This window comes from Delftia lacustris (genome assembly GCF_040267515.1).
Lineage (GTDB): Bacteria > Pseudomonadota > Gammaproteobacteria > Burkholderiales > Burkholderiaceae_C > Comamonas > Comamonas tsuruhatensis.
The window spans coordinates 4,311,641-4,325,581 of sequence record NZ_CP141274.1 but is presented as its reverse complement, the minus strand read 5'-3'; the positions used below and the strand labels follow the sequence as shown (position 1 = coordinate 4,325,581).

The following is a 13,941-nucleotide window of genomic DNA, read 5'->3' as shown; positions in this document are numbered from 1 at the left end:
GTCTAAGGCATGCTCGGTGGAGCATCGGGATGCGCGACGCTTATGTGCTCTTGGCCACCTCGGAGTTTTCAGGGCCTCTGTAGCGGCGCTGCTGTGATGTAGGGTGAAGGGGCGCCTTGCCACACATCACCCCAGGGCATAAGCCTTTGGCGCGGATAGGACAGGTACAGCAACCGCTTGGATCTCGTCACTGCGACGAACGCATTGCGGCGCTCTTCATCCTTTTGCTTCTTGGTGGTCGCACGGTAGTCAGGGAACACGCCGTCAGCCATGCCTACGACGAAGACTACATCGAACTCAAGACCCTTGGAAGAATGCACGGTCAGCAGCGCTACGCCGTCCCGCGTGGCTTGGCCAGAAGTGCCCAGGGCGATGTTGCTCAGGAAGCTCTGAAGTGTTCGCGCGCGTGAGCCTTCGGATCGCAGAAAGTGGTCCCACTCCTCGCGCAAAACCGCCACGTCTTCGCGAATAGCTCGTCGATCCGGCTCATCCAGCTTGTCCGCGTGCGCCTCCAGGACCTTGAAGGCGGGCATGAAGTCCAGACGGCGAGCGGTGGTCGCATGCACGGCCGCCAGCGCGTCGGCGATGGCCACGCACCCCGGCCCTTGTGTTGCCGTGGACATGGACTGGACCATCTGCACCACCTGTGCCGCATCGGCAGGGGCAGTGACCGGGCCGGGTAGGTTCCACCGCTTGCGAAGCGCGCTCAGGTGCACGGCATCCTTGGGATTGGACAGCACCCTCAGCGCCAGTTGGAACTCATCGGCTAGATCGGACTCGTTTTCGTGCGTGACGCTCAAGCGCTTGAAGTAGGGCAGGCCACGCTCCTTGAGCTGACGCTCGACGCCAATCAGCGTATAGCGAGTCCGTCCGAGAATGGCGAAGCTCGTTGGTGTTATGGGTCCCTCAATGTCCGGGTGTCCCGCAGCCATCAGACGCGTCAATTCGTCTACAACGCGTGAAGCCTCGTTGGCCTCACTATCGCCAACCATCTTCCGGGCGTAACCCTCCACGGCAAGTTGGCCAGCGACGGTGTAAGTCGGATCGAGGGACTGCGCTACGCGGACCACTGCGCGTGAAGATCGATAGTTCTCCTCAAGACAAATCTGGGCAGCATTGAAGTCCGCTTTGAAGTCGTCAGTGAGGTACTTCGGACTCGAGGTGTTGAAGCCGTAGATCGATTGGTTGGGGTCGCCGACCATCATGATGTTGCGCAGCGAATCGCCAGCCATCGCACGGATGACGGCGTACTGGGCTTCGTTCAGATCCTGAGCCTCATCGACGCAGACATAGCCATAGACGCGCCGATAGAGATCGGCGACCTGAGGAAATTCAGAGAACAGCCGATAGGTGTAGAGCAGCAGGTCGTCAAAGTCGCAAGCACCGCAGGCTTGCAGTCCGGCGTTGTATCCCTCATACACGCGCTCAATGATGGGGTCGTCGATGCCACTGACCGCCGTGGTGATCGGATGCGTCTTGATATGCCCGACGCTCCTAAGCCAATCGTCTAGGCGCTGAGCTTGCTCCTTTGTCGACAAGTGCGATATCTCGCTGCAAAGCATTGCATCCTCGCTGACCGCTTGCGCGAGGATTTGCTTGCGATCCTGGTATTGCTCGAAGATCTGCGGCATGGTGGCGAGACCGATGTGCTTTCCGCGATCCGCAAGGACATCGAGGCAGAAGCCGTGCAGGGTGCCGATGAATGCGCGCTTGCGCGCCTCAGCCAAGTCACCCAGGCGATCGGTCATCTCCTTGGCGGCCTTGTTCGTGAAAGTCAAAGCCAGCACGCGGAAGTGACCTGGCACTTGGGTCAGCAGGCGGCGGATACGTTCGGTGAGAACGCGCGTCTTTCCCGATCCGGGGCCCGCGATGACCGCTAGGGCGCCTTCGCCGAAGTCGACAACCTGCCGCTGCGTTGCAGAGAGGCGAACAGTGGACATCATCATCTCCGTCAAGGAAGGACCATCTTGGCAGCATCGACCTTCTTCAGACCGAACTTGGTGCCAATGGCCTCGAACAACTGTGCGACCAGCGTGGGAACACGACGCTCGGGGTCCTGAAGCGCCAGGATGGCGCTGGCCATGGGCGTCGCATAGCGCGTCTTCTTGTCGCTGACCATGTCAAGCGCCGCGCGCTCGCGCCCTGCGGCGCCGGAATAGTCCCGAGTTTGGGCGACTCCACCCACGGACTTGCCTGGCTTGCCATGCAGGCTTTTGATGTAGTCGTCCAGGGCCGTTGCACCGGCGAAATTGGCAATGGCAGCCTCGAAAGCGTCCATGTAGCCTGCATCGAGCAGATGTGCCTCTAGATCCTTCTTGTTGGGGATGACGACGATATTGGCGTGCTTGGCAATGTCATCAATTCCGGCGCGTTTGGCATCGGCCTTGAGCTTTGTGACGGGCTGATCCTCGCCGTCAGAGAAGACGTACCAGGGAATGCCGAAGCTCTTCGCCAGCCAGATGAAAGGGAAGTAGTCGGTGCCTCCGACACCCACGAAGTTGAAGCCCAATTCGTGTGCGCTCGCGCCCCAGTACGCTTGAGCCCAGAGCGGAAAGGCCTGCTCTTCGGTTTCGCCTTCGAAAAGAATCACCGCGCGAGCGAACAGCAAGTCGCCGCGCGTAGCGATCACCGTCCGCTCGAGCTTGCGGATGTCGTCTGCGGTCAACTTCGTGAGGTCCAGTCGCTGAGCCACGGTCACACCGGCCAGCTTGTTGAAGAGCCGAAGTTCGCCGAGCTTGGCTTGGCCGGCGAAATAAGGCGAATGCGTGCTGACGATGCGTTGGCCGGGGATAGACTTGATCTGGGCAAACAGCGCCCGCTGGGCTTGCGGGTGCAAGTGCGACTCGGGCTCCTCAAGTGCAAGCAGCGAATGTGTCTGGTCACCTTGCTTTTCAGCCAGCGCATAGCGCCAGGACATGAAAGCCCGGAAGACAAGTAGCGACGCGAGGCTGCGCGTTCCCATACCGTGCCGAGCGAGCGGGAATGCCTGTGCGCCAGTGGTCGCGAAGGTGACGTCGACACCTTTGGAGAGGTCTCTGAGGCGGCGAGCCACTGGCGTGATATCCACGCCGGCGCTGTCTGCGCTGACGACTGAGGACATGTCGGAAAGATTTGTCTTGAGGTGCTGCAGCACCGAACTCTTCGAGACGATCTCGTCGTTCAGCTGGGAAAGCGCTTGCTCGAACTCGTCGACATCCGCCTCCGTCAGTCCAAGGTTGTCGGTCAGGCGACGCCAGAACGACCCCTGTCGGCGCAGATCGTCCTCGAGGTCGCGTTTGGCATCGATGTAGTGCAGCGCTACATGTTCGAGCTGTTCGGCGCTGACGCCTTCCGCCGATACTGTGGCAGACAGCCAGTCCGCTGCGGGTTTCCACTCGGTCAGGAACTTGCGCTCGAGCGCGTAGTCGCCCTTGACGTCGCTCCACGACAAGGTGGTGCGAAAAGCCATGAAGTCGTTGAAATCGAGGTCTTGAGATAGACCCGTGCCCCACAGCGACGTCCAGTAGCTGCCCTGTGGGAAGGTTTGAAGAGGCTTGCCGTCGGCGTCGAACGGCTGAACGCGCACATCCACGGTGACCACGCGATCCTGCGGTGCGACCGCCTCGGCTGCAGCCACATGAACATCCTCCTGACCCAGCGTCTTGCGCCCTGCGCCGATCGCGGCATACATCGCGTCAAGGAAGCTCGTCTTGCCCGCGTTGTTGGCGCCCACCAAGACGGTTAAATCGTCGAGCTCGAGGACGACGTTGACCAGTGATCGAAAATTCGAGACACGCACTTCGGTCACGCGCACTCCGCTGGGCGTAGGTGGCTTGATTCCGGTAGTCAAAGGCATTCCTCCCATTGTTTGTTCATTGAGTCCCATCGGCGCCAGTCCCTTCTAGAACGGAATGTCGTCGTCCATGTCATCGAATCCGCTCGGCTTCGCGCCTCCGCGGCTCGGTGGGCGAGCCGACGAGGGAGCGGGGCGGAGCGCGGCACCGTCCTCTCCACTGACGGATGTGGAGGAGGCGACGGCTGGGTCGGCCAACGCCTGTTCTAGCGCCGCCTCGACCGCATCGATGCGCTGCTTGCAGATCTTGTAGGCTTCGACCGATTCGGTAACGATGCCCAGGAGATCGTCGATATTGGGCTCTTGCTGGTTGCGCAGAGTCTGTGCATGCCGATTGAGCACGCCATAGGCTTCCTTGAACGTCATTGTCATTGCTTGTTTTCCTCGCCCTGCACCTTCGCCTCGACCATTCCGTCATGGAACGTCACGCTGAACTCATTGCCTGCGGCGAGTGATCCCGCGTTCATCACGGTTCGCCCACTCGAATCCCGAATATGCGCGAAGCCCCGGGCCAGTGTTTTCCGTGGGCCCTGGCCGCTGATCTCACGCAGCAGCGCCTCGGAGCCGCTACGGGCGCCGGTCACCCGCTGCCGTGCACTGTGCATCAGACCGGTCAGGGCGCCAGAGGCGTCCCGGGTGGCGCGACCTGCATCTGAATGTGCACGGTCCAGCACCGCGTTCAGCGCCTGATTCGATTTGGCCGTCGCTGTGCGCAAATGCGCTCCCGCTTGATCTCGGGTCTGTATCAGCAGCAGCGGTGCTCTCTCCTTGGCGATGGCCAACTGGGTGCTCGTCAATGCGCGAACGTCGCGCACGAGCTCACCCGAGTGCCGCGACGCCACGGAAACTTCACGCAGTGCCAGCAGGCGAACATCAGCCATGGCCTCAGCACCTGCGGCGCGGGCCGTGTAAAGCTGATGCGATACGCCTTCGCGGATATGCGAACTCGCCTGCTCTGCACCCTGCCGAACTAGGCCGATGCGTCGCTGCACTGCGGCGACCACCTCCGCAAACGCGGTCTGTGCTTCCCTGGTTCGTCTGGCGATGGTTGCCTCGATACCTGCGATGACCTTACTCGGAGTGTCAAAGCTCGTGTGCGCCACTTCATCGAGAATCGTCGAGTCGCGCTCGTGACCGATGCCCGTGAGCACAGGGAACTTCAGCTCGCAGACGAAGCGCGCTAGCTCGTAGTTGTTCAGCCAGGCGAGGTCGTTGACTGCACCGCCTCCGCGGATGAAGACGATTGCGTCGAACAGAACTTGCCCCACAGAATTCCCCGCGGTCAGCGCAGTGCGAGCCGCCTCAATGATTTCCTCTGCGGCGCCAGGACCCTGAAAGCGGCTGTGTGCGTACACAAAGCGGCAAACACCGGCACGGTCCAGCCGTTGAGCTTCGGCACGGAAGTCGCCGAGCCCGGCAGCGTCCTGTGGTGCAATCACAAGCACGGCGCGGAAGTCCCAAGGAAAGTCCAACGCCTTGTTGAGTCCCCACAGGTTCTGTTGTTGCAGGCGCGCGCGGATTTCCCGCTTGCGGGCCTCAAGCTCGCCCAGAGTGAAGTCCGGGTCGATGGCATCGAGGATGAGCCTGAAGCCGTACTGCACGTTGAATATGGGGCGAGCCCGCACGAGCAGCTTCATGCCCGGTCCGATGGACATCCCAGTTGCCGCTTCGAACGGCGGCAGGATCTGGTCGGCGATGCTGGCCCAGATCATGGCATTCGCCTTGGCAAGCACGACGCCATTTGAGTCTCGCTCGGCAAGCTCCAGGAACACATGCTTCCTGACGGAGACCTGCACGACGTCGACGATAGTCCACTCGCCCTGGTGGAAGGTCCGATTGACAGCATCCGCCACACCGGCCAACAGCAGCGATAGCGACTTGCCTCGACGCTGCACTTGCACGGCACCGCTGCTCGATTTCGCAACAGCCGTGTCGGTGAACCGCCGCTCAGCAGGCAGCCAAGCGACAAAGGGCGCCAGGTCACGCCCCTCGGGCACAAACCATTTGCGCGCCTCTGCATCCCACCTTGCGCCGAGCGCCTTTACGGCGCCGCGCTGAGCGTATTCGACGTTGAGGTAGGTGAGGGGCATGGCTGGCTGGGGGAGGGGTAAGCGCGATATCGTCAACCGCCCCTCATGTACTCGGTGAGTTTGTCGATGATGCGCAGCGGGGTAGGGGCCGTGACCCATCGCTCATTGCGTGCCGTTAACAAGCCGGCCCGCAAATGCTGCGCGAACGAGGCGAGTTGCACCTCGTCGTCATCGGCCTGCTTCTGCAGGATGACGACCTCCACGGCTCGGGAGTTCAGATGCTGCTTGTCGGGCTGTGCAGGAAAGGGGACGAACGCTTTTGGGTTGTCCTCTGTTTGATTGCTGTTCGGCAGGAGCATCTCTCGGTAGCAGCTTGCCCCCCGCTTGTGATGTGTCCCGGGCCTGGCCAGTGACCAGAAGGTCGGCGCTGAAGCGCCACTGACCCGAAACAGGCGGGGCGTGGATGTCCAGGTACGCAGCGGCGCCTCTGCCCCGTTGGAAACGCCGAAGATCTTCTCTTGGCCGATCGTCGGGGCCTGCTCACGAATCCGGATCAAGCGCAAGGTGGGCCAGCGCTGCGCGGTCAACACACCTGGTGCCACTTGGCGCGAGGTCTCGCGCATGCCCGAATCAGACAACCACGAAGCCAGTCGAGCAGCTCGAGTCGAGTCGATGAAGACCACGGCGTTTGGATCGACGGCGACCATGTCGTCGAAGGTGCTTTGAAAGAACTGCGCGAGTAGCTCGCGCCTTGCGGCCCAAGGGGCTGGCAATTCCATTCGGGTGGATGCCAGGTATTTGGCCCCCTCGTCGAAGCGCATCCAGTCCGTCTGCACGATCTCGGCCGTCTGATGGGCGAAACGCACCCAAGCCTGACCGGTCTCGCAGTCCATGCGGGTGGCGACGAACACGGACTGCGCACGGTCGCGGAACCATTCGGACTGCACGACCAGTGAACTCACTGCACCGACCCAACGTGGGGGCGACGCTGATCCCGTGAAGCATGCCTCACCGGCTTGCTTCAGGCCCCAGACCGAGCCTGCGTGGCCGAACACCAGGTCGAGAAGCGCGGCCTGCACACGCGGCAGAAACTTGTCGACGCGACCGTGCTCGCTAGGCAGCAGGTACTGGACGGTACAACCCAGGCTGCCGAGCGCCTTGCGCGCCGCAAGCTTGTTGACGTTGTCGTCGGGTTTGAACTTGTCGCCCTCGACCTTATAGAACATGGGCGCCTGGACTAGCACCATCGAGCGGGGTCCCAGCTTGAGGCTCTCGCCGAACTTGAGCCATTCGCGCACACGTGCGTCGAAGCGCTGCTTGCGCCGGCCTTCGGTGAAGCTCTGCATGGGGCCGTGGGTATTTGCTGGCAATGGCACGCTTAACACCTTGATGACGTCGCCCAGCATGGCTGCTGCCGTGGTCTTGATCCATTCGACGTCCTCGGGTGTTTGAGTGACCACATAGAGCTGATGACGGGATGTGTCGGCTATATATGCCGTATCTGCAGTCAGCTTGCGAACCGCCGCGACCACCCTGTCGCGTTCGGCATCGGGGGCAGGAACGTCCGCCTTGAACCAGCGGTCAGGAGAAACTGACGTGATGGCCTCGAGTGCCTTACCGGGTGGCGCCTCGTCATCGTCGTGCTCGTGGCGATCGAGCAGGCGCCCGAGCGTGACCTCAAACGCGTTGGCGGTACGGGCGATGGCGTCCGGCGCTGCGGCAACGCTGCCCGAGCGGGCGCCACGTAGCTGAAACGCGCGAATGGCCGCACCCTCCCACAGTTCGCACAGTGCATCCTTGGCCTGCGCCTGAGGGTCAGCACCGAGATCGTCCGCCAGAGTGCTAAGACGTTTGGGCGAGAGCCAATCACCGATGATGCGAAGCGGAGACATCAGCAACCCGTCAAACGCCTTGCGCAGATCGTCCGTGAGGCGTAGGACGGCGTGCGTCAGAGCGACATTGAGCTTCTCGAACTCGGCGATCTCGATGGCCAACTGAGCATAGTCGACGCCATGCAGCACTGCATTCTGTCCCGAGGCGATGGGTTGCAGCGTGCCGCGCTGCACTTGGCGATGAAATGACCTGTCGTGACCCGAGAGGCTAAGTTCGGCAATCCCGCCGCGATCCAGGTCTTGTTGCGCTCGGTCGGCCTCATCGAAGATCACGACATCGAAGACACGCGCGATAAGGTCGAAGTAGCGCTCGTCGAGTGCCGTGGTCTGACGAGGAACTTGAGTGTCTGCCGAGAGGATGTGGCCCAACCAAACGCTGGCAGTTGGCAGCTCACGCGGTGCCCGTGTGAAACCGCAAAGCGACCACACTGGGCACAGCCGGCGCTCGAGGTCCTTGCCTTCGGCATCGTCACTCGGTTCCGCTGTACGGCGCTGCCAAATGCGTGAGCAAAAGCTGTCAGCGATAGCGAAGGCTGCGCTGGGCGCGGATGTCAGGGCGGGCAGGGCGCAGACGCCCTCGAACAATGCCGCGCTGGCCGTTGTCGTGCAGAACCCTCGCAGGGGGTCGTCTGTTGCCAACGCCTCGGCAAGCTTGTGCGCGTGACGCAATCGGGTGTCGCGTGACTGACCCACTAGTAGGCCTGCGGCGACACCGTAGCGGCACAAGTCCTCGAGGTACTGACGACACACCTCGATCGACGGGAAGAAGACGGCAGCCTTGATGCCACGCACTCCCAGATAGCGCAGCAGACACATCAGCAGCGTCGTCTTGCCAGCGCCTGGCAGGCCGATCAGGTGCTTCAGCCCGTCCAGCGCCAGCTCACCCTCCACCTTGAACTCACCGTCAGCGTCAACGCTTTGCAATGCTACGGCTTGTAGGCGCTGGGCCCAGTTGCCTCGACGTGCGACATGCAGGCGTTCATCGATCGCATCCATCTCCCGTGCCTCATTGATGAGGTCCGACCAGCTCACCATGATCGGACGCCGCGTAGGGCGCTCGGCGTCGTGTCTCGTCGGTGGCGGCAGGCTGGAGGGAAGAGACTGGACGGCGTAGCGGCGCGACTCCCCGGCAAATTGCACATGGATCGCTATGGGCTTGTCTGGCCGAGCCAGTGTCATGCCATGGGGCTGGGGTACATGGGGCACTTTCAGGGCGGATAGGGCTTCGCTGAGCTCCGGCGCAACGATGTCGAACTGCGGTTTGATTGCCAAGGTCCGTTCGTCAATCCGAAACAGCCGTCGGTGCCCCGACGCCAGCGAAATGTCGTTATAGCGAACAGCTGCCCCTTTCAGAGCGGCAAGCGTTGACAAGCCGCTGCACGCGCGGCGAAGGTTGTCGAGTTCTGTCTCGCGCTCACGCAGCAAGGGCGTGCGCGCGACGCTGCGAAAGCCCATCAGGAGCGCCGGCGCGTTTTGCAGCGACCTGACTCCCAGCTCGTGAAAGAAGAAGCCCGCCAGCAGATCCAGGCGGTGCAATTGCAGGGCCTTTAGGCGCTCAGCGATCATGCCCTGGCCCTCAAATCACGCCGCAGGGCGCTCACGGATGTGAACTCGACGTCATGCCGGTTGCACTCCCGGCGCAAGATATCCAAGTAGTCGGGGAAGCGCGACAGCGCTTGGTCGTTGATGGCGATGACCTTCGTGGTGTAGAGCTCGAGACCACCAAGGCTGCGATTGAGACTAGCGGCAAGGACAAAAGGATTTGCGTGGCTCTTGACGTCGATGCCAGTGCCTTCGGCGTCAAGGCTCAAATCGCATCGGTCACGGCCTGGGTACAGCGCGGCATCCAATCCAGAAGGCTCGGTTGTCGCCGTGTCGTACAGGGCAATCTCGTCCTGGCCAGGACCACACCAGTACACCAAGATGTGTGCCTTGACGATCAGTGCGTCTTGTAGCGTGACTGCGCGTGCGAGCTCTCGCGGCACCGGCGACTCAAAGGCTTTGCACTGCCGGACTGTGCAGCTCACGTGTGCATCGATCGTGGACTCGATCAAAGGCGCCCCACACGTTGCGCATCGGAATAAACCTCCTTTGACAAGGTGATGCGGCTGAACTTGCTCGTAGCAAGAGGCCAAAAAAGGGGCCGCAAGCTGAAGATTGCCGGCCTCGAGAAAACGGCGCTGCTCCGCGGCCGAGCTGATCGGGTGGCGCGTAATGAATTCGCGCAGCGCCGAGTACACCTCGCTGCCGCGCGATCCGAACAGGTCGCATGCGGATTCCAGTTGAGCGAAGGCCTGCTGCTCCTTCAGGTCGAGTTCAGACGCGGTCTGACGTGCCAGGTCGATGCACTCGATGGTCGGCAGCCTCGTGCCTGGGTCCAGCAACCGAACGCCATGAAAGCGGAACCCCGGAGTGTCGAAGACGGGCAAGTCCCATTCGCGCTCGCGCAGGGGCAGTGTACTGTTGGCCACGAGTGTGTGGGCGCCATCGGCCTGCACCGGTCGGCCGTAAAGTACATACAGGCTGGCCAGGCGCAGCATCGCAGCGCGCAGCCAGTGGGACATGGCAGCGTCGTGCACGAGAGGTTGCCCCGCACGTGCGCGCCGGAAATGATCCGCGAGCCCGGCCGCCAACAATGGAACGGCCTCGTGCGCCAGCTCCAGCGCCCGCGACTCGTCAACGGTCACTGATGGTGCATGTGGTCCGGGCGGCGAGGCGTTTTCTGAAGATGCGTGCTCAAGCAAAGCAACAAGCTCGGTCGGCGCCAGCGACTGCATGCGCTTGCTCACTGACTTTCGCGTCTGGCCGAGCTGTACGAGCACGCAAGCCACAACCAATTGCACCAAGTGGCGCCACTGATAGCGCTTGCGCAGCGCAGGGGCGATGATGCCCACGTTGCGGTAGTCCACGACCACGGATCGAGTGGGTGCTCGCAGAGGATGTCCTTGCCAACTGCCCTGCTCGAGCAGCAACTGCCCTGCCGTTGCGGCGAGGTCTTCAAGGGACCCGTTCCATGTAGACAGTTTCAGGAGCGTCTGGGGCAGTATCGATATCACAATTACTGGTGGGCGATATTTGAATTTGTATTCTGATATCTGAATATATATTTGTCTAGACCTCCCATTAGCTCATAAGCTCATTGAAGGTGTTCATTGGTTACGCCATATCAAGATCGCGCTCCTTCCCAAATACGAGTAAGGAAGTAGGGTGTTCCTGATTGCCGTGCACAATATTCGTAACGATTGTTTGCAGCGGTAGGAGGGTGCAAAGCATGGCGAGGCGGAAGAAAGCGGGGGCCGGAGGGGGAATTGGCGCAGTCGTCGTGGGGCTGCTGGTGCTACTGGCCGCCATTCCGCGCGAGGTCTGGATCGGGGTTGGAGTACTCGCCGCCGTTGGCGTCGGCATCTATCTCTATCTCAAGTCCAAGGGCAGTGCGCAAGCTGCCCCACAGGAGGCCGCTCCTCCCGCTCCCGCTGTCCCTCGTCCCGAGAGTCGCGCACCGGTTGTGTCGAGTCCCGTGGTCAATTCCCGCGTGGCCAGCCGGCTCTCGGATGAGCAACAGCCTGTACCGGTCGCGGCGAGCCCGGCGCCTGCCGCACCGTCGTTTCGCATTCCGGCAGCGCCCAAGCGTTTCGGTCCTGGTGCCTGGATCCCTGCTGGAGAAACGATAGAAGTCGGTGGTATCTTGATTTCCGGTGGCCTGGTCTATGTTGGTACGTCGTTGCCGACGCCCATGGGTGGCAATGATCCGTGTCTCATCGACCCATCGAAGTCTGTTGCGTCGCATGGCGACTACACAGAGCGGCAGATGGGTTACTGGCCGAGCTACTCGGAGATTTCGCCTTCCGCCCGGCGTGCCTACCTGAATTGGCTGGCGGGCGGCAGGCAGGATCCCGAGGCGGATGTCGGGTACGTCTTCATCTTCTTCTACGGGTTGGAGCGTCGCGCCATTCTGGATGCCTCGAAGGACGAGGCGGCCAAGGGCGATTGGCCCATGATTGCGGCAGAGCTGCGTCGGCTGCTGGACATCTATGGCGCCAAGTCGGGCTCATTCCAAAGCTACGCCGGTTCGCTGCTCGATTGGGTCTCGTTGGCCGAGCACCCCGAGAAAGCCTATCTCAAGCCCATTCCGAGTTTTCCCAAGACCTACGAGCTGCCGCTCTACATCCGTGTCGCCCTGGGGCAGGCGGCGGTGGATGGTGTGCCGGTGCCAGCGCAACTGGCACTGGCCTGGGCCAAGCTGGATCCGACCAGCTACCTGCGAACACCGGCAACGCGTTGCGCGGAGGAGTTCGACAAGCTGTTCGTATCCAAGTACCACGAGACGTTTGGGGAGGGCTTGGTTCTTCCCAGGAACAAGACCAAGATCAAGCTGGTTCACCGACCAGCCTCCGCCGGCTTTCGCGGGTACACGGATTTGAGCCTGTCCTTTGGGAACACGCCCGACGTCACGGTCCTTACAGGGCCCATCAACAAGCTGCGCCAGGTTGTTGAGGCGGCCACGAAGGAACTGGAGCCGTTCAGCCGCTATGTGGGGCGGAACCCGGATTCCAGGCATGCGCTGGAGGGGCTGCTGCAATTGCCCGCCGCGTTGTGGCCCGAAGGTGCCCAGAAGGCCTTGCACGCCCTGAAAGCGCGTATGGGCGAGGGGATGATCGCCATGTCGTTCCAGGAACTGCTTGGCAGCCTGGATGCGAAGACGACGCTGACGAGGGACCGAACGCTGGCGTTGGCGCGAGCTCTCGAATCCTTGAACATCGGCATCGAGCCCGATGTCTTGGGTGGGGCCAAGCTGCCCAAGGCGGACGAGAAGGTCGTGCTGTTCTCCGTTCCGCCAGGAGAGGTCACCAGCCGATCGACGCCGGACTATCAAGCCGCCGCGTTGACGCTGGATTTGGCATCGGCCGTGGCTGCGGCTGATGGCGAGTTCAGTGTCGAGGAAATGGGGTATCTCCGGGCGCAGGTGCAGTCCTGGGCGCATCTCACGCCGAACCATGTCCGCAGGCTTCTGGCGCACCTACGTCTGCTGATGACGACGCCGGCATCGCTGACCACGCTCAGAAAGAAGCTGGAGCCGCTGGACGCTGGCGCTAAGGAGACCATAGCCACCTTCATGGCCACGGTTGCGCAGTCCGATGGAAATGTGTCGCCGACAGAAGTGAAGATGCTGGAGAAGGTCTACAAGGCTCTCGGCGTCGAACCCAAGAAGGTGTTTTCCGACGTGCATGCAGTGGCTGCGGGGGCAAAACCAACGGCGGCGGCTACCGCGAAGGTCGAGGAAACGGGGTTCAAGCTCGATCCCGCACGCATTGCCGCCCTCCAGAAGGACACCGAGGCCGTATCAGCACTGCTGTCGGGTATCTTCAAAGAAGAGAGCCCGCCCGAGCCGGTGTTCGCCGAACCCGAGCCTGAAGGTGATGTGGAGCCGACGCCACCTGGACTGCTTGGCCTGGACGAGGCGCACAGTGCGCTCGCACGCCTGCTGCTGTCGCGGCCGGAGTGGACGAAGGACGAACTTGGCGATGCAGCAGCAGATCTGGACCTGATGCTCGACGGCGCCATTGAAACCCTCAATGAGGCGGCCTTCGACCTGCACGACGTACCGTTCACCGAAGGCGAGGATGTCGTGACCGTGAACCCTGAACTATTGGAGAAGCTGGAAGCATGAACGCACCGATCCGCCCCAGAGACCGTGATGCGGTCATCCAATCGTTGCGCGCGGGTGTTGTGCCCCGCAGCGGCCAGCACCTCATTCAGGTCGGCCGTGCCCGGGAAATCGAGACGCTGGTAGCCGACATCGCCCGCATCGCTGATGGGAGTTCAGCATTCCGTGTCGTCATCGGTGAGTACGGCGCTGGCAAGACCTTCTTTCTGAACCTGGTGCGTGCCGTGGCACTGGAGAAGAAGCTCGTGGTGGCGACGGCCGACCTGAACCCGGATCGGCGTCTTCACGCCAGCGGCGGTCAGGCCCGCTCCCTCTACGCCGAACTCATGCGCAACCTGTCGACCCGAACGAAGCCGGATGGGGGTGCGCTGGCGGGCATCGTCGAGAAGTTCATCGCTACGACCAAGACGGAGGCCAAGGCGTCGGGCCAGTCGACCGAGGCGCTCTTGCGCCAGAAGCTCGACCAATTGACTGAGCTGGTGAATGGCTATGATTTCGCGGATGTCATCGCGGCTTAGACTG

The 13,941-nt window shown here is 61.9% G+C and carries 7 protein-coding genes and 1 pseudogene; 2 read left to right on the top strand and 6 right to left on the bottom strand.

The window, feature by feature from the left end; translation table 11 throughout:
• Positions 1–68: 68 nt before the first annotated feature.
• The 6 genes from U6958_RS21045 to U6958_RS21020 form a co-directional block, all read right to left on the bottom strand.
• Positions 69–1,940, bottom strand: coding sequence for an ATP-dependent helicase (locus tag U6958_RS21045; RefSeq protein ID WP_074923317.1), 1,872 nt, complete (start codon positions 1,938–1,940; stop codon positions 69–71).
• Positions 1,941–1,951: 11 nt separating this feature from the next.
• On the bottom strand, positions 1,952–3,787 hold the full coding sequence (locus U6958_RS21040; protein WP_244160537.1) for an ATP-dependent endonuclease: 1,836 nt from the start codon (positions 3,785–3,787) through the stop codon (positions 1,952–1,954).
• 93 nt (positions 3,788–3,880) lie between these two features.
• On the bottom strand, positions 3,881–4,204 hold the full coding sequence (gene xseB, locus U6958_RS21035; RefSeq protein WP_083393655.1) for an exodeoxyribonuclease VII small subunit: 324 nt from the start codon (positions 4,202–4,204) through the stop codon (positions 3,881–3,883).
• Positions 4,201–5,922, bottom strand: a complete 1,722-nt coding sequence (gene xseA, locus U6958_RS21030) for an exodeoxyribonuclease VII large subunit (protein ID WP_074923318.1) — start codon at positions 5,920–5,922, stop codon at positions 4,201–4,203. Before xseA ends, xseB begins: the two co-directional genes overlap by 4 nt.
• A 32-nt stretch (positions 5,923–5,954) precedes the next feature.
• Entirely contained in the window at positions 5,955–9,320 is a 3,366-nt protein-coding gene (locus U6958_RS21025; protein ID WP_074923312.1) for an RNaseH domain-containing protein, read from the bottom strand.
• Complete coding sequence (locus U6958_RS21020) at positions 9,317–10,663, bottom strand: hypothetical protein (protein WP_143044648.1); 1,347 nt, start codon at positions 10,661–10,663, stop codon at positions 9,317–9,319. The genes U6958_RS21025 and U6958_RS21020 overlap by 4 nt, the downstream gene beginning before the upstream one ends.
• A 362-nt stretch (positions 10,664–11,025) precedes the next feature.
• Here U6958_RS21020 and U6958_RS21015 point away from each other — a divergent pair, with 362 nt between their 5' ends.
• Positions 11,026–13,422: a TerB N-terminal domain-containing protein gene (locus tag U6958_RS21015; protein ID WP_074923314.1), complete on the top strand. Its 2,397-nt coding sequence runs from the start codon at positions 11,026–11,028 to the stop codon at positions 13,420–13,422.
• A pseudogene (locus U6958_RS21010) lies at positions 13,419–13,934 on the top strand (BREX system ATP-binding domain-containing protein); the annotation flags it as partial. The gene U6958_RS21015 and the pseudogene U6958_RS21010, both read left to right, overlap by 4 nt.
• Between the last annotated feature and the right edge of the window lie 7 nt (positions 13,935–13,941).